Genomic DNA, 16,171 nt, shown 5'->3' with positions numbered 1-16,171 from the left:
TCCGAATTCGTTGGCTGAAGTCTCGGAAGTCACGGGCGACGCGACCGCCCGGACGGTGTTCGGGCTGGCGCTGCCCGCGCTCGGTGTCCTCGCTGCCGAACCGATCTATCTGCTCTTCGACATCGCGGTTGTCGGTCGGCTGGGCGCTTTGGCGCTCGCGGGCCTCGCCGTCGGCGGTCTCATCCTCGCCCAGGTCAGCACGCAGCTGACGTTCCTGTCCTACGGCACGACGGCGCGCGCGTCCCGCATGCACGGGGCCGGCGACGAGCGCGGCGCAGTCCGGGAGGGCGTGCAGGCCACGTGGCTGGCACTGGGCATCGGCGCGCTCGTGATCGCACTGGCCCACCTGTTCGCGCGGCCGGTCACGTCGGCGATCGCCGGCGGCTCCGACATCGCGGCGGCCGCCGCGAGCTGGCTGCGGATCGCGGTGTTCGGGGCCCCGCTGATCCTCGTCGCGATGGCGGGCAACGGGTGGATGCGCGGTGTGCAGAACACGGTGCGACCGCTGCGTTTCGTGATCGCCGGTCTCGTCGTGTCGGCCGTGGCCTGCCCGGTTCTGGTGCACGGATTGTGGGGTGCGCCGCGGCTGGAACTCGAGGGATCGGCGGTCGCGAACGTGATCGGGCAGGCGGTGTCCGCGAGCCTGTTCATCGGAGCGCTGGTGGTCGAGCGGGTGCCGCTGCGTCCGCGGTGGCACGTCATGCGCGCTCAGATGGTGCTCGGCCGGGACCTGATCCTGCGGAGCCTGGCCTTCCAGGCATGCTTCCTCTCGGCCGCCGCCGTGGCGTCCCGGTTCGGCGCCGCCGCGGTCGCCGCCCACCAGGTGGTGCTGCAGCTGTGGAACCTCGTCGCCCTCACCCTCGACTCCCTGGCGATCGCCGCACAGGCGCTGGTCGGTGCCGCGCTGGGCGCCGGACATGCAAAGGGCGCCACGCGGCTGTCGTGGCGCATCACCCGATGGTCCACGATCTTCGCCACAGGGCTCGCCCTGATCTTCGCCCTCGGCCACGGGGTGATCCCCGAACTGTTCACCTCCGATCAGGCCGTGCTCGACGAGATGGCGGTGGCCTGGTGGTTCTTCGTCGCGATCATGCCGGTCGCCGGAGTGGTGTTCGCCCTCGACGGAGTACTGCTCGGGGCCGGCGACGTCGCCTTCCTCCGGAATGCCACGCTGTCCTGCGCGTTGGTCGGATTTCTCCCACTGATCTGGCTGTCGATGCTGCGCGACTGGGGCCTGGCGGGAATCTGGACGGGACTCACGGTGTTCATAATTCTTCGGATGCTCGCGGTCGTGTGGCGCGTCGGAACGGGCCGCTGGGCAGTGGTCGGGGCCGACCTGCAGACACGGCACGGATCGGACAGCGATCCCGCGGCGGAACACGATCGGAAAGGTGGTTGACGTGGCACCCAAACTGATGGCGGTGAGCGACGTCCACGTGGGGCACCGGGGAAACCGCCCGATCACCGAGGACATCTATCCCGACTCGCCCGAAGACTGGCTGATCGTCGCGGGCGACGTCTCGGAGAAGACCGACGACATCCGGTGGGCGCTGAAACTCCTGCGCAGTCGTTTCGCCGAGGTCATCTGGGTTCCCGGCAACCACGAACTGTGGACGACGGCGAAGGATCCGGTGCAGATCCACGGCGCCGCCCGCTACGACTACCTGGTCACCATGTGCCGCGAGATCGGCGTCATCACCCCCGAGGACCCGTTCCCGGTATGGGAGGCCGAGGACGGCCCGATCACGCTGGTCCCGATGTTCCTGCTGTACGACTACACGTTCCTCCCCGACGGCGCCACCACCAAGGAGGAAGGTCTCGCGATCGCGCGCGAGAAGAACGTGGTGGCCACGGACGAGTTCCTGCTGTCGAGTGAACCGTACGGAACCCGGGATGCCTGGTGTCGCAACCGCGTCGAGACGACGAAGGCCCGGTTGGACGCCCTGCCCGCCGGAACCCGCACCGTCCTGATCAACCACTTCCCGTTGGTGCGCCAACCGACGCAGGTGCTGTGGTACCCGGAGTTCTCCTTGTGGTGCGGCACCGAACTGACCGCGGACTGGCACACCCGGTACAACGCCGTCTGCGCCGTGTACGGGCATCTGCACATTCCGCGGACCACCTACTACGACGGGGTGCGGTTCGAAGAGGTGTCGCTGGGCTACCCGCGGGAGTGGCAGCGGCGAGGACTCCCGGACCGCCTCCTGCGGCAGATCCTCCCGGTGCCGGAGTACCCGCCGGGAACCCTGAACAAGTGGGGAGGCCACTTCAAGGTCACTCCCGAACAGGAAGCCGAAGTGGAGAAGATGCGGGCGAGGGGGGCCCTGTGATCGAGAGAATTCTGCCTGCCGGAGTGGTGTCGTCGGAACTGTTCGAGGATCCGCCTGGCCTGCGGCCGCACCCGCAGGAGGAGGCGCTGATCGGCAGGGCCGTGGAGAAGCGGCGCCGCGAATTCACCACCGCACGGCACTGCGCCCGCCTGGCGATGACGAAGCTGGGCGTGGACCAGGCCCCTGTTCTGCGGGGCGACAAGGGTTCCCCCGTGTGGCCGCGCGGCGTGGTCGGGAGCCTCACCCACTGCGACGGTTACCGCGGCGCGGTGCTCGGCTACGCCATGCAGGTGCGGTCCGTGGGGATCGACGCCGAACCGCACGAGGCGCTGCCCGACGGCGTGCTGGACGCGGTGAGCCTGCCCGCCGAACGCGACTGGCTGTCGGGCACGGCGGACTCCGGGCAGTGGCGCTCCGCCACCGGCGGTCCGGTGCACCGGGACAGGCTGCTGTTCTGTGCCAAGGAGGCCACCTATAAGGCGTGGTTCCCGCTCACGGCCCGGTGGCTCGGGTTCGAGGACGCGCACATCACGTTCGAGGCGTCCGGAGACGGCACGGGCACGTTCCACTCGGATCTCCTGATCTCCGGCGAGACCGTCGACGGTCCACCGCTGGCGTCGTTCGACGGACGGTGGATGGTGTCCGACGGCCTGATCATCACCGCCATTGCGGTGCACTGATTTCGGTGCGGTGAGGACGGCTGGCAGAATCGGGCCTCGTGTCTGCACGTGAAAAACCCTCTTCCGGTCTCGTCGGCGCCGGACTGCTCATCGTCGACAAGGACGCGGGCGTCACCAGCCACGACGTGGTGGCCCGGTGCCGCAAGCTGCTCGGCACCCGGAAGGTCGGGCACGCGGGCACTCTCGACCCGATGGCCACCGGGGTGCTGGTGCTCGGTGTGGAGCGGGCGACGAAGCTGCTGGGGCTCCTCGCGCTGACCACCAAGGCGTACACGGCCACGATCCGGCTGGGTCAGGCCACCACCACCGACGACGCCGAGGGTGAGGTCGTCGCGTCGGCCGATGCGTCCGGCGTGACGGACGAGGAGATCGCCGCGCAGGTGCGCACCCTCACCGGAGACATCCAGCAGATCCCGTCGAGCGTCAGCGCCATCAAGGTCGACGGCCGGCGCGCGCACGCCCTGATCCGTGCGGGCGAGGAGTTCGAACTCGCTGCCCGCTCGGTCACGGTGTCTCGGTTCGAGGTCGTCGCGAGGCGAACCGAGGGCACGTTCGTCGACCTCGACGTCGAGGTGGAGTGTTCCTCCGGCACCTATGTCCGGGCGCTCGCGCGTGATCTGGGGATCGCGCTGATCGGCGTCGGCGGGCATCTCACCTCGCTGCGACGGACCCGGGTGGGACCGTTCACGCTCGAGCACGCGCGCACGCTGGAGCAGCTGGCCGAGGAGCCGGGGGTCAGTCTCGACATCGACGCCGCCGCGCAGACCGCGTTCCCGCACCGGCAGATCGACGCGGACGAGGCCGAATCGATCAGTCAGGGGCGGTGGCTCGAGCCGATCGGAATCAAGGGCGTCTACGCCGCCATCGATCCGAGCGGGCACACGATCGCGCTGCTCCAGGAACGTGGACGGCGGGCCAGCTCGGTGATGGTGGTCCGCCCCGCGACCCTGAGGTAGCGGTTCACACCAGCCAGATGGCCTGGGCTGCGGGGTTTCCGAGCTCGATGGAGTCGTCGTGGGCGCCGAGCCGGATCGACACGGTGCCGGCGTAGTCGCGTCGCTCCAGCACGGTGACCGTGACGTCCAGTGCCACACCGACCGAGTCGAAGTACCGCAGCATCGCCGGGTCGGAGTCCGAGATCCGGGCGATGCGGCCGCTCTCGCCGTTGACGAAGTCGCTGAGCTGTCGTGCCGGGGGAGTGGGCACCGAGCCGTCGACCGCGGGAATCGGATCGCCGTGCGGATCGCGTTCGGGATGGCCGAGCTTGGCGTCCATCCGGGAGATCATCAGATCCGAGACGGCGTGTTCGAGTACCTCCGCCTCGTCGTGCACCTCGTCCCAGCCGTACCCCAGTTCGTGCACCAGATACGTCTCGATGAGGCGGTGCCTGCGGACCATTCCGACGGCGGCGACGCGCCCCGCCTCGGTGAGGGCGATGGACCCGTACCGGGCGTGATCGACGAGACCCTGGTCGGACAGTTTCCGGATGGCCTCGGACACGGTGGACGCCGAGACCCCGATCTTCTCGGAGAGCAATTTCGTGGACACCCGCTCCTGCGACCACTCCTGAACGGTCCAGATGACCTTGAGGTAGTCCTGCGCCACTGCCGAGAGAGCCCCGGTCTCGGAGGTCGAATCCTCGGTCACGCTCTGGTCATTCTTGTTCACGGCCACGCCAACGAGCTTAGGCAAGTCTTACCGGCGAGACACATCGACACACCTGATCCGTCGCCGGGGGACGGCCCGGGCGACCGCGAACCGCGAGGTCGTGGCGCTTCCCCGGCGCGCGGGGCGGCCGGACACCCGGTCCGGAGATGAACATCGGCGCGCGGCACCGTAGGCTGCCACTCGTGCTGAGATGGCGTGGTCTCGACGAGGTTCCTGCCGACTGGGGTCGTTGTGTTCTCACGATCGGCGTATTCGATGGCGTGCACCGAGGTCACGCCCAACTGATCAGTCGAGCGGTGGCGGCTGCCCGCACGCGTGGAATACCCAGCGTGCTCATGACTTTCGATCCTCATCCGATGGAAGTGGTTCGTCCGGGCAGTCATCCCGCCCAGCTCACGACGCTCGCCCGCAGGGCTGAGCTCGCGGAGGAGCTGGGCATCGACGTGTTCTGCGTCATGCCGTTCACCGCCGAATTCATGAAGCTGACGCCGGAGCGGTACGCCCACGAGATCCTCGTGGAGCGTCTGCACGTGGCGGATGTCGTCGTCGGAGAGAACTTCACGTTCGGCAAGAAGGCTGCAGGCAACGTCGACCTGCTGCGTCAGATCGGCGACCGGTTCGGGTTCGCGGTCGACGGTGTGACGTTGCTCGCAGAGCACGCGGTCACGTTCTCGTCCACCTACATCCGTTCATGCGTGGACGCCGGCGACATGGCCGCCGCGACGGAGGCCCTCGGCCGCCCGCACCGCGTCGAGGGTGTCGTCGTCCACGGCGACGGTCGTGGACGGCAGCTCGGCTATCCGACCGCGAACGTCGCGCCGCCCATGTATGCCGCGATTCCCGCGGACGGCGTGTACGCCGCCTGGTTCACCGTGCTCGGACACGGAGTCGACCTGGGCACGGTCACCTCCGGCGAGCGGTACATGGCGGCCGTCTCGGTGGGCACCAATCCCACGTTCTCCGGGCGGACGCGCACCGTGGAGGCCTTCGTCCTGGACCGGGAAGCCGACCTGTACGGCCAGCACGTGGCCGTCGATCTGGTGGAGCGCCTCCGCGGGATGGAAAAATTCGATTCGGTCGACGACCTGATCGTCGCGATGGGCAAGGACGCCGAGCGTGCGCGCGCGATCCTGGCGGCGTCGGAGGACGTGCGGTAAAGCCGTCCAATTTCAGCTGGTAAAGTAGACCGCTGGCGTGCGCTGCGGTTCGCGGCGGCCGCGCCGAGTTTCGATCCTTGCACGCGAACGTCATCACCAGGAGTGAACCAGTGGCATTGACCACCGAAGAGAAGAAGCAGGTTCTGAGCGAGTACGGCCTGCACGAGACCGACACCGGTTCGCCGGAGGCGCAGGTGGCCATGCTCACCAAGCGCATCGTCGATCTCACCGAACACCTCAAGATGCACAAGCACGACCACCACTCCCGCCGCGGCCTCCTGCTGCTGGTCGGACGCCGTCGTCGTCTGCTCAAGTACGTCCAGAAGGTCGACATCGAGCGTTACCGCTCGCTGATCGAGCGTCTCGGCCTGCGTCGCTGAGTTTCGCACACAGCGGTCATTTCGATCGCAAATCACTCCGGTAGCCGGCGGGGCCTTGCTTAGACTGGGCCTCGCTGGCTATCGGCGTTAGCTGCCGAGGGCAGCACTACCGTATGCACCCGAGAATGTGGTGTCGGTCTTCGGTAGTGGTCTTCCGGACACGGTCCGGGGGACTTCGATCGACGGCCGCCTCCGCACAGCGACATCCCGAGAACTCGAGAGGGGGATGTCCCTCAGGTGCGCAGTTCTCGCCAGGAGGGTGAGAACGCCCCCGCGGGTACGGCGAAGACGAGAGGGAAGTGAAAAGAAGAGATGACAGAGAATTCCGCAGTAGAGGTCGATGAGGGCGTGTTCGAATCCACCGCCGTGATCGACAACGGGTCCTTCGGAACCCGCACCATTCGTTTCGAGACCGGTCGCCTCGCGCAGCAGGCCGCCGGCGCCGTCGTCGCCTACCTGGACGACGAGACGATGCTGCTGTCCGCGACGAGCGCCAGCAAGCACCCCAAGGAGCACTTCGACTTCTTCCCCCTGACGGTGGACGTCGAGGAGCGCATGTACGCGGCGGGCCGTATCCCCGGCTCGTTCTTCCGTCGTGAGGGCCGTCCCTCCACGGACGCGATCCTGACCTGCCGCCTGATCGACCGCCCGCTGCGCCCGTCGTTCGTCGACGGTCTGCGCAACGAGATCCAGGTCGTCGTCACGGTGATGAGCCTGAACCCGCAGGACCTGTACGACGTGGTCGCGATCAACGCGGCGTCCGCCTCCACCCAGATCGCGGGATTGCCGTTCTCCGGACCCGTCGGCGGTGTGCGCGTCGCGCTCATCACGTCGGACGAGAACAAGGCCGGCCAGTGGGTTGCATTCCCCACCGTCGAGCAGCTCGAGAACGCCGTCTTCGACATGGTCGTCGCGGGCCGCATCGTCTCCGGCAGCGGTGACGACGCCGACGTCGCGATCATGATGGTCGAGGCCGAGGCCACCGACAACGTGATCTCCCTGATCGACGGTGGCGCACAGGCTCCCACCGAGGCGATCGTGGCCGAGGGCCTCGAGGCCGCCAAGCCGTTCATCGCCCGCCTCTGCACCGCGCAGCAGCAGCTCGCGGCCAAGGCCTCCAAGCCGACCGGTGACTTCCCCGTCTTCCCGGCGTACCAGGACGACGTGTTCGCAGCCGTCGAGGCCGCCGCAGCGGAGAAGCTCAGCGCGGCACTGACCATCGCGGGCAAGCAGGAACGCGACGACAAGACCGACGAGGTCAAGGTCGAGGTCCTCGAGCAGGTCGCCCCGAACTTCGAGGGTCGCGAGAAGGAACTGGGCGCGGCGTTCCGCTCGCTGACGAAGAAGCTGGTCCGTCAGCGCATCCTGCGCGACCAGTTCCGCATCGACGGCCGTGGCATCACGGACATCCGTTCGCTGTCGGCTGAGGTCGCCATCGTTCCGCGTGCACACGGTTCCGCTCTGTTCGAGCGCGGCGAGACCCAGATCTTGGGTGTCACCACCCTCGACATGGTGAAGATGGCGCAGCAGGTCGATTCGCTCGGACCCGAGACGACCAAGCGGTACATGCATCACTACAACTTCCCGCCGTACTCCACCGGTGAGACGGGACGCGTCGGTTCGCCGAAGCGCCGCGAGATCGGTCACGGCGCGCTGGCGGAGCGGGCACTCATGCCCGTGCTGCCCAGCGTCGAGGAATTCCCGTACGCCATCCGCCAGGTCTCGGAGGCTCTCAGCTCCAACGGCTCCACCTCGATGGGCTCCGTGTGCGCGTCGACGCTCGCACTGCTCAACGCCGGTGTGCCGCTGAAGGCTCCGGTCGCGGGCATCGCCATGGGCCTGGTCTCCGACCAGGTCGACGGTGAGACCCGCTACGTCGCGCTCACCGACATCCTCGGTGCCGAGGACGCGTTCGGCGACATGGACTTCAAGGTCGCGGGCACGAAGGACTTCGTCACGGCCCTGCAGCTCGACACGAAGCTCGACGGCATCCCGTCCAAGGTCCTCGCCGGCGCGCTGTCGCAGGCCAAGGACGCGCGTGCGACGATCCTCGAGGTCATGGCCGAGGCCATCGACACCCCCGACGAGATGAGCCCGTTCGCCCCGCGCGTCACGGCCATCAAGGTCCCGGTCGACAAGATCGGTGAGGTCATCGGCCCCAAGGGCAAGATGATCAACTCCATCACCGAGCAGACCGGCGCCAACATCTCCATCGAAGATGACGGCACCGTGTTCGTCGGTGCGACGGACGGCCCGTCCGCGCAGGCCGCGATCGACATGATCAACGCCATCGCCAACCCGCAGCTTCCGAAGGTCGGCGAGCGCTTCCTGGGCACGGTCGTCAAGACCACCGCCTTCGGTGCGTTCGTGTCGCTCCTCCCCGGCCGCGACGGATTGGTGCACATCTCGAAGCTGGGCAGCGGTAAGCGCATTGCCAAGGTCGAGGACGTCGTGAGCGTCGGCTCGAAGTTGCGTGTCGAGATCGCCGACATCGACAACCGTGGCAAGATCTCGCTGATCCCCGTCGAAGAAGACGGCGCTGCGGCTCCGGCCGAGCAGAGCGAAGAGGCGGCTGCCGAGAAGTAGTCTTCTCCCGGCCATCACGCCGGCGGCCCCGCACGGATCTCGTGCGGGGCCGTCGGCGTGTTCGTGTCCGGTGCCGGTGCGCGCGTCAGGAGGTCGGTGCCGCGGTGAACCGTCCGACATACCGACGCTGCCACAGTGTCTCGACCGCGTGACGGTGGTAGTGCTGCCGGACGTACGCGACGGCGTCCCGCGCCGGGATCCCGTCGAGCACGGCAATGCAGGCGAGGGCTGTGCCCGTCCGGCCGTGACCGCCCCGGCACGCCACCTCCACCCGCTCCGTCGCGGCGCGGCGCCACACCTCACCGAGCGCATCGAGGGTGTCGTCGCGGTCCCGCGGCAACGCGAAATCGGGCCAGCGGACCCACCGTGAGTCCCACTGCACCGGCGGCGGCGTTCGCCCCAGCAGGTATACGGCGAAATCGGGGAGGGGACCCTCGGGGAGCGGTCGCCTCAGCCCCCGGCCGCGAACCAGGCGCCCGGACGGCAGGCGGAGGACTCCAGGCGCGTCGGCGTCCCAGGTATCGAACATGGCGCCCACTTTATTGCGAAGCCGTTCGGAAGACCCGATCGTCGAGGACCGGGACTGCGGTGCTCCGGTCCACCTCGGCGGCGATTGCGACGTCCTCCGGGTATCCCGAGGCACGCAACTCCCGTCCCGACGCACACGCCGCGAGGGACTGCGGGAGGGTCTCTGCTACGCCCTGCCAAGCGGTCATGGCCGCCAGGGCTTCCGGCGAAGAGTCTGTGCCCCACCCGGTCGCCGACAGGGCGGACAGCACGGCGCCCGCGCCCCACAGATCCTCGATCGCCGGCCGGAGTTCGCCGCCCGGCCATTTCTCCCCGGCGGCGATCACCGACACCACCGACGTCGACGTGCAGTGCCGGGCGATCCAGTCTGCAACAGCGGTCGCATTCCGTAGGGACGCCCCGACGCACACGCCGGTTCCGGCGCCGAGTTCGAAGCTGATGGTCGATCCGTTCGGCGAGGGAAGCACCAACCTGCGCGGCGCCGCGGTCCGTCGAATCGTATTCGGCGACAAGCTGATCTGCCCGTTCGCTGCCCGGCTGCGTCCGACGGCGAGGACCGCGTCCGAATCACGGGCGTAGCGTTCCGCGGAATCGTCGTTCCACCGGTAGGGCAGGACGTCGATGCCGGCGTCGACCGCAACGGTGAGTGTGGTGGTGAACGACAGGACGTCCACTACGACCGCGACGTCGGCGTCGGCGCCGACGGCTTTCGCCCCCGGCAGGCCCCAGTCGAAACGGAGGCCGTAATCGTGTTGGAGATGTTCGCGGTTCACGGGGTCTCCCCGCTCTCCGTCGAGGTGAGCGTTATGAGGGCAGCGATGACCGTGGTGACCGCGACGCTCGGGGGACCGGGTAGGCGCGCGGCACCGATGTCGCGGAAGGCTCGGGGATCGTCGAGGCGAATCTGCGCGCACCCGGGTGGGGGAGTATCCGTGGCCGGCACGATGCCCACGCCCAAGCCGGATGCGACCAGGCCGTGCACGGTGTGCAGGTCCTCTCCTTCGAACGCGATCGTGGGTAGGGCACCGGCCCGGGCGAACAGGTCGTCGAGCGATCCCCGGAGCCCGTAGCCGGGCTTGAGAGTGACGATCGGCTCGGAGGCGAGGTCACGGATCGTCGTCGAGGTCGATGCGGCCCGCGGGTGCTCGGAGGGCACCAGGACGACGAGCGGCTGTTCGAACAGCGGCGTGACCGTCAGGCCCTCGGGCGGTGGGGTGAGACGGGAGGCGAGCGCGATGTCGGCCTCACGGTTGAGGAGGGTGTCCAGGCACGTGCGGCGCGCTCCCTGGCTGAGGACGAACCGGATCGTCGGATCCGTCGCGCGGACGGTGCGAATCAACTCGGGCACGAGGTGCTCGCCGAGCGACATCTGAAAGGCGACGCGGACGGTGGCCCGCGCCTGTCGGTCTTCGGACTGCACGGCGTCGAGGCCGTCTACCACCGCTTCGAGTGCGCGTTGCGCGTAGGGCACCAGTGTCCGCCCGGCATCGGTCAGGCGCACGCCGCGGCCGTCCGGTTCCAGGAGCGGGATGTCGAGTTGCCTTTCGAGTCGGCGGACTATCCGGCTGACCGTGGGCTGGGGCATCCCGAGCATCGCGGCAGCGACAGTGACGTGTTCGACTTCGCCGAGGGCGACGAGCACGGGAAGATGCGGCAACAGCGCCTTGACGGACTCGCTATTCATAACTCAACTGTATGAGTCGGTGGATTGATCTGCATTGGATTCATCAGTTCTTCGGATCTACCGTCGACTGCATGTCGGCCACCCACCTCACGGAGAAGGACACCCACGCAGCGGCTGCCCTGCAGAACACGCTGCCGACGGGAAATCCGGACCGCCGACTCTCGGCGGCCCTGTGGTGTGCCGGCGTGGCGACCTTTGCCCTGATGTACGCGCCTCAAGGCCTCCTCACGCAAATCGGGCACGACGCCTCTGTGAGCCCGGCTCAGGCTTCCCTTCTGGTCTCCGCGGCCACGCTCGGGCTGGCGTTGTCGGTTCTGCCGTGGGCCCGGTTCTCGGATCGAGTGGGGCGCCCCACCGCGATGCGGTACGCGGCGGCAACGGCGGGCCTGCTCGCCGTGGCCGTCCCCTGGCTCCCGACGTTCGACGCGCTGGTGGCGGGACGATTCGTCCAAGGCGTGGCGCTCGGTGGACTACCAGCGCTGGCGATGACACTGCTCCACGAGGTCGCGGCGCCGGCCCGGGCCGCAGCATTGGCCGGTTCCTACGTGGCAGCAACATCTTTGGGTGGTTTGAGTGGTCGCCTTCTGGTCGTCCCGGTCGCCGATCACCTCGGGTGGCGCCCGGCACTGGCGATCCTCGGCGTCGGTCTGGCGATCCTGATGACCATCCTGATCGTGCTGCTACCCACCGGGCGGGGCCGGAAAGCGCTCGTCCCGTCCGCAGGGATCCTTGCCATCCACCTGCGGGATACCCGCCTGCTGGGATTGTTCGGCATCGGCGCGCTACTCGTCGGTGGCATGGTGGCCGTCTTCAACTACCTCCCCTTCCGCCTCGAGGCCGCTCCGTACCACCTCGCGCCGACAGTGGTCTCGCTGATCTTTCTCGCCTATTTGGCGGGTACGGCGGGTTCTCGCGCCGCCGGCTGGTTGGTGGGCCGGCTCGGTCACCGAACCGTGCTCGTGCTGGCCTGCACGTTCATGGCAGGCGGGACGGTGCTCAGCGTCGCCGGACCGCTGGTCCTGATCCTCCTCGGCGTGGCCGCGATCACCGCCGGGCTCTTCGTCGGCCATGCCGTCGCATCCGGCATGGTCGGCGCCCACGCGAAAACGGGTCGCGCACAGGCAACGGCGCTGTACAACGTCTCCTACTACGCCGGATCCAGCCTGTTCGGCTGGGTCGGAGGAATCGCCTGGGCGAGCGGACAATGGCTCTACGTGGCCGTCCTGGTCCTCGTGCTGACGGCGCTGGCCCTCGTCCTCGCGCTCCTCCCGTCGACAACCGCCCGTCGCGTCGTCGCCGTCGAGTCCTGCTGAAGCGGGAGTTGGGATCTGTCCGGCAGGCCGGAGCCCGTGTCCGGGTGGGGGCCTGCTGTAATGGGGACAGGACAGAGGGGAGGGTCTGATGAGTGGAATGTTCCTACTCGGTGCGGTGCTGGCCGGCAGTGGAGGTGTTCTGGGGTTGGCAGTCGCACTCTTCGGAGGTGCGGAACCAAGCCGCCTTCGCCTATGTGCGTTGGACGGCCACACCGAAGCCTGTGATGCGCCCCGGGCTTGACCGGAGAGTCGGTCGGGTCGTCGGCCGTCTGGCGCGAAATGCGTGAAGATCAGCTGCGACGGCGGGCAATGTGCAGGACCGCGCCGAAGTGCCGCCGGATGCGGTGATCGGGCCGCTCGGCGATTCGGCGACGAATCTCGCCGTAGAGCCGTTCCCGTTGCCACTTCGCCATGGCGATGTGACCGGAGAAGGTGTCGAGAAGGTCGAGGTAGCCGTCCACGTCGTAGCTGACTTCCCAGTCGAAGTGACGGACCACGACATTGTCGAAGAGCCCGCACTCCCACATTTCGGCCCGATGATCGGCGAGTTCACCCGGGCGCGGCCACGTCGCGGCATCTGGGAGACCTTCGCCGATCTCCTCGTAGACGGGCTGGATGTCACGAAAGATCGGGTCCCCACCTTCCGGGAACACGTGTTGTGCACCCCAGAAAGCCAGATGTCCTTCGGGGCGAATGAGGCTGGCCGCCTTGATGTATCGCGTCGAGGGATCGATCCAGTGCCAGGAGGTTGCCGCGAACACGAGGTCGTAGGTCACGCCTGGCGCAGGCCTCCATTGCTCGAAATCGTCGCAGACCACCTCGGCGTGAGGGAACGGCGCTACATTCTCACGCGCGATCGCTGCCAGGTCATGCCCGAGTTCGATCGACGTGATGGTGAAGCCCCGCCGCGCGAGCTCGACGGTGGCCTTGCCCGTACCTCCTCCGATCTCCAGTAGCGAGTCGCCTGGGCGCAGTCCGGACGTGAGGACGAGTTCGTCGTAGAGCGCTGACGGATAGCTGGGCCGAGCGGCGTGGTACTTCTCGGCGGCCAACTCGAAGGTGTTCCGAAGCGTACGGCGATCCGTTGTCATGATTCGATCATCTCTGCTCCTTTGCAGATCGATCCAGTTCTATCGGCGATTCGTGGGCTTATCGCACCGTCTACCAGCGCTTTGATGCGCTAACCATCAGTGACAGCGAGCCCGCACAGAGAGGAAGATCAAACAGACCGGTCTCCAGTCTTCTGGCCCTACATCGCCTGAGGAGCGTGACGAGGTCGGTCGAATCCGATCCAGCCACCACCAAAGGGATGATCACCATGCCGGTTGTCGAGCAGTCCGTCGTCATTGCCCGTCCTGCGTCGGAAGTGTGGAGTTTTGTCACCGTTGCGGAGAACTGGCCGTCGTGGGAGGCGTCCACCGTTGAATGCGAGCAGCTCACCGACGGGGAACTCGGGGTGGGCACCCGGTGGCGCGGGGTAACCCGCATTCTGGGTAGGCGGCTCGACTGGGTCACCGAATTCGTCGAGTACGAGCCGTTGAAGGTGGCTGCGTCCAGGTCGGTGGAGAGCAAGATCGCCTTCACCGCGACGACAAGGCTCGAGGAAGTCGACGGCGGCACCCTGTTCACCTATCGGACCGACAGCGAAAGTGGCCTCGGAGGGATCTTCGGCAAGCTGGCTGACCCGATAGTCGCGAAGGCGTACTCACGCACGGTGCGAGCAAGCCTGGACAACCTCGCAGACCTGCTCACCATCGACAGCTGACCATGTGGGTCGGCTCTCATTCGGTCGTTCCTCGGGCAGCGATGAGTTTCCGTGTCTCGACGAGTCTTACCTTGCATACGATGTGGCCGACCGAAGGAGCGAGCTGTGGAAGATGTCTGGTCGATGGTGCACGCGGAGCGTGCGGCGCTGATCGACGACCTCGGGTATCTCGACGCCGCGCGGTGGGACGAGCCCTCGCTCTGTGGCGAGTGGACCGTGCACGACGTGGTTGCACACCTGGTCGACACGGCTCGGACGACGCGCCTCGGTTTCATGCTCGGCCTCGCCCGGGCGCGATTCGACTTCGACCGCCAGAACGCGCGCGGCGCGGAACGCGAGCGTGGCGCCTCACCGCAGGAGACATTGGAGCGGCTTCGTCGGGCGGCGTCGCGCACGTCGACGCCTCCGGCACCCCTCGACAGCAGGCTCGTCGAGGAGATCGTCCACGGTGAGGACATCCGTCGGCCCTTGAGACTCACCCGCGCCTACCCGGCGGAGGCCGTCGACAGATCGCTCCGCCTCCAGACGCGCACCCCGGCGTCCTTCGGCGGCGCAAAAGAGCTTGTGTCCCGTGTCCGGCTGACGGCAGCGGACGCCGACGTGTCGATCGGCGACGGCCCCGAGGTGAGCGGCACCGCCCTTTCGCTTCTCCTGGCCGTCTCCGGTCGGAGAGTGGCGCTCGACGACCTCGACGGACCGGGAGTGGAGGTCCTCGCGGCGGCGATCTGACGATCCACCGTCCGGAAACCGGGCGACGGTCCACTTGCGGGCGTGATCTGGGCTCCGTATCCCGGGACCTGAGCGGGGACGCCGGTGACGTCCTCGTAGCAAGCCGGTCCGCGATTGTCGAGCAGGCGCGGCTCGGGTCGCCGGCCTGGATCGGCGGAGCCGTGTCGCCCTCGGGAACGATCAGCGACACATAGCGTTCGCCGAAAAGCGTCTCGGGCAGCAACCGCGCCGTCGCGGTGGACGGAATCAGCTGCGCCTTGTCCGGCTGGATCGCGAGATGGCGATTTCATGCGGTCGTTGCACCATCGAGTAGTTCGTTTGGCACAGGGAGGCGCCGCTAACTGACAGCGTCGACGAGGTAGGTGTTGAGAACTCGTGCAATGTCCGCCAACGCTCGCGGCGTGGTCATACGAATATGCGTGGCATCGATGGGATAATAGTCGATTGAACCAGTTATATATGGTTGCCAGCAACTTTCGGCAACTTCCTGGGTCATCTCGCCAGCTGCGGCGGCGAAGAAAAGCATGTTTCCGTCGAACACGGCGGGGTGGTACTCGGCGACCAACCGTGGCGCGTCGTTGAAGGATTCGACGATCCGCTTCACGTGTGATGGCTGGAGAAACTCGAATGCTCCGGTTCGCAGATGAATCAGTTCGGTCGCTTGTTCAGCCGACATGGATCCCCCCGCGGCATCGAAGTCTTCGGCACCGAATCCAAACAGATCGGCTAGCTCGACCAGGATGTCTTCAACAGTGAATTCCTGGTTTACAGTCGATTCCGCTTCGCCGAACCGGCTGTCCAGCATCGCCAGCATCGAGACCTGCTTCCCGAGAAGGCGAAGTCGTGTGGCTACGGCGTGGGCAATAACTCCGCCCAAGGACCAGCCGAGCAGGTGATATGGCCCATCTGGTTGCACGGCCTGGATCTCCCGGACGTAGTGCTCCGCCAACTGTTCGATCGAACGGGGATGCGGGTCGTCTTCGACGAGTTCGGGGGATTGCAGCCCGTAGATTCGCCGTCTCGGTTCGGTGTATCGACCCAAACCTGCGTAGCACCAGGCCAATCCGCTAGCCGGGTGTATGCAAAAGATTGGGTCGGAATCTCCAGCTGATGTGATCGGGAACAGGACGTCGAATGCCGAAGGCCCGGTCGGCACAATAGGTGTCGACCCGTCGGAGACCGACTCGACTCTACTGGCGATCGCTTCCACCGTGGCTCCAGTGAAGAGCCATGCCACTTGTATCTCGACGTCGAGAGCCTCGCGCAGCCGCGCACTGACCTGGATGGCGAGCAGCGAGTTGCCGCCCAGGGTGAAGAAGTCGTCGTCGAGTCCGACGCGGTCGACGCCGAG

At 67.3% G+C, this 16,171-nt stretch carries 16 protein-coding genes and 1 pseudogene; 10 read left to right on the top strand and 7 right to left on the bottom strand.

Annotated elements, in window-relative coordinates; translation table 11 throughout:
• Positions 1-10 precede the first annotated feature (10 nt).
• From AZG88_RS41110 to truB, 4 genes are read left to right on the top strand one after another with little or no spacing between them, the layout of a single operon-like run.
• Complete coding sequence (locus AZG88_RS41110) at positions 11-1,399, top strand: MATE family efflux transporter (RefSeq protein WP_005240677.1); 1,389 nt, start codon at positions 11-13, stop codon at positions 1,397-1,399.
• Position 1,400: 1 nt separating this feature from the next.
• Positions 1,401-2,330 carry a metallophosphoesterase family protein gene (locus AZG88_RS41105; protein ID WP_025432371.1) on the top strand — a complete coding sequence of 310 codons (930 nt, stop codon included), beginning with the start codon at positions 1,401-1,403 and terminating at the stop codon, positions 2,328-2,330.
• Positions 2,327-3,010, top strand: coding sequence for a 4'-phosphopantetheinyl transferase Npt (npt, locus tag AZG88_RS41100; protein WP_025432372.1), 684 nt, complete (start codon positions 2,327-2,329; stop codon positions 3,008-3,010). The genes AZG88_RS41105 and npt overlap by 4 nt, the downstream gene beginning before the upstream one ends.
• A gap of 38 nt (positions 3,011-3,048) precedes the next feature.
• Positions 3,049-3,966, top strand: coding sequence for a tRNA pseudouridine(55) synthase TruB (gene truB / locus AZG88_RS41095; RefSeq protein ID WP_061700989.1), 918 nt, complete (start codon positions 3,049-3,051; stop codon positions 3,964-3,966).
• A 4-nt stretch (positions 3,967-3,970) separates the two neighbouring features.
• On the opposite strand, the gene AZG88_RS41090 is transcribed toward truB, so the two are convergent.
• A complete protein-coding gene (locus AZG88_RS41090; protein ID WP_005261420.1) occupies positions 3,971-4,684 on the bottom strand; it encodes a metal-dependent transcriptional regulator in 714 nt (237 codons plus the stop codon).
• 176 nt (positions 4,685-4,860) lie between these two features.
• Here AZG88_RS41090 and AZG88_RS41085 point away from each other — a divergent pair, with 176 nt between their 5' ends.
• The 3 genes from AZG88_RS41085 (at position 4,861) to AZG88_RS41075 (ending at position 8,801) form a co-directional block, all read left to right on the top strand.
• Positions 4,861-5,835 (top strand): bifunctional riboflavin kinase/FAD synthetase, encoded by a 975-nt coding sequence (locus AZG88_RS41085; RefSeq protein WP_025432373.1) that lies wholly within the window; start codon positions 4,861-4,863, stop codon positions 5,833-5,835.
• A 110-nt stretch (positions 5,836-5,945) separates the two neighbouring features.
• A complete protein-coding gene (gene rpsO / locus AZG88_RS41080) occupies positions 5,946-6,215 on the top strand; it encodes a 30S ribosomal protein S15 (protein ID WP_005240682.1) in 270 nt (89 codons plus the stop codon).
• Between the two features lie 312 nt (positions 6,216-6,527).
• The gene (locus tag AZG88_RS41075) at positions 6,528-8,801 is read left to right on the top strand and encodes a polyribonucleotide nucleotidyltransferase (RefSeq protein ID WP_005240683.1); all 2,274 of its coding nucleotides are present in this window, start codon (positions 6,528-6,530) and stop codon (positions 8,799-8,801) included.
• Between the two features lie 85 nt (positions 8,802-8,886).
• On the opposite strand, the gene AZG88_RS41070 is transcribed toward AZG88_RS41075, so the two are convergent.
• The 3 genes from AZG88_RS41070 to AZG88_RS41060 are packed head-to-tail and all read right to left on the bottom strand — an operon-like array spanning position 8,887 to position 11,013.
• On the bottom strand, positions 8,887-9,330 hold the full coding sequence (locus tag AZG88_RS41070) for a protein-tyrosine phosphatase family protein (protein ID WP_005240684.1): 444 nt from the start codon (positions 9,328-9,330) through the stop codon (positions 8,887-8,889).
• 10 nt (positions 9,331-9,340) lie between these two features.
• Positions 9,341-10,102, bottom strand: a complete 762-nt coding sequence (locus tag AZG88_RS41065) for a 2-phosphosulfolactate phosphatase (protein WP_005240685.1) — start codon at positions 10,100-10,102, stop codon at positions 9,341-9,343.
• The gene (locus tag AZG88_RS41060; protein ID WP_005240686.1) at positions 10,099-11,013 is read right to left on the bottom strand and encodes a LysR family transcriptional regulator; all 915 of its coding nucleotides are present in this window, start codon (positions 11,011-11,013) and stop codon (positions 10,099-10,101) included. Before AZG88_RS41060 ends, AZG88_RS41065 begins: the two co-directional genes overlap by 4 nt.
• An 11-nt stretch (positions 11,014-11,024) precedes the next feature.
• Between AZG88_RS41060 and AZG88_RS41055 the strand changes: the two genes are divergently transcribed.
• Positions 11,025-12,326, top strand: coding sequence for an MFS transporter (locus AZG88_RS41055; RefSeq protein WP_061700988.1), 1,302 nt, complete (start codon positions 11,025-11,027; stop codon positions 12,324-12,326).
• 290 nt (positions 12,327-12,616) lie between these two features.
• Here AZG88_RS41055 and AZG88_RS41050 read toward each other — a convergent pair whose 3' ends face one another.
• On the bottom strand, positions 12,617-13,417 hold the full coding sequence (locus AZG88_RS41050) for a class I SAM-dependent methyltransferase (protein WP_061700987.1): 801 nt from the start codon (positions 13,415-13,417) through the stop codon (positions 12,617-12,619).
• A 218-nt stretch (positions 13,418-13,635) separates the two neighbouring features.
• Between AZG88_RS41050 and AZG88_RS41045 the strand changes: the two genes are divergently transcribed.
• Together AZG88_RS41045 and AZG88_RS41040 are read left to right on the top strand one after the other, a co-directional pair.
• Positions 13,636-14,091: an SRPBCC family protein gene (locus AZG88_RS41045; protein WP_005240690.1), complete on the top strand. Its 456-nt coding sequence runs from the start codon at positions 13,636-13,638 to the stop codon at positions 14,089-14,091.
• A 105-nt stretch (positions 14,092-14,196) separates the two neighbouring features.
• Entirely contained in the window at positions 14,197-14,820 is a 624-nt protein-coding gene (locus AZG88_RS41040) for a maleylpyruvate isomerase family mycothiol-dependent enzyme (RefSeq protein ID WP_005240691.1), read from the top strand.
• 127 nt (positions 14,821-14,947) lie between these two features.
• On the opposite strand, the pseudogene AZG88_RS54715 reads toward AZG88_RS41040, so the two are convergent.
• Positions 14,948-15,097 (bottom strand): annotated as a pseudogene (locus AZG88_RS54715) (MCE family protein); the annotation flags it as partial.
• 60 nt (positions 15,098-15,157) lie between these two features.
• Positions 15,158-16,171 (bottom strand): thioesterase domain-containing protein (locus tag AZG88_RS52285; protein WP_231914380.1); only part of this gene is annotated, 1,014 nt, incomplete at its 5' end.

Origin of the sequence: Rhodococcus sp. LB1, from assembly GCF_001583455.1 — a bacterium.
Taxonomy (GTDB): domain Bacteria; phylum Actinomycetota; class Actinomycetes; order Mycobacteriales; family Mycobacteriaceae; genus Rhodococcus_F; species Rhodococcus_F opacus.
This window is presented reverse-complemented; position numbering and strand designations above follow the sequence as displayed.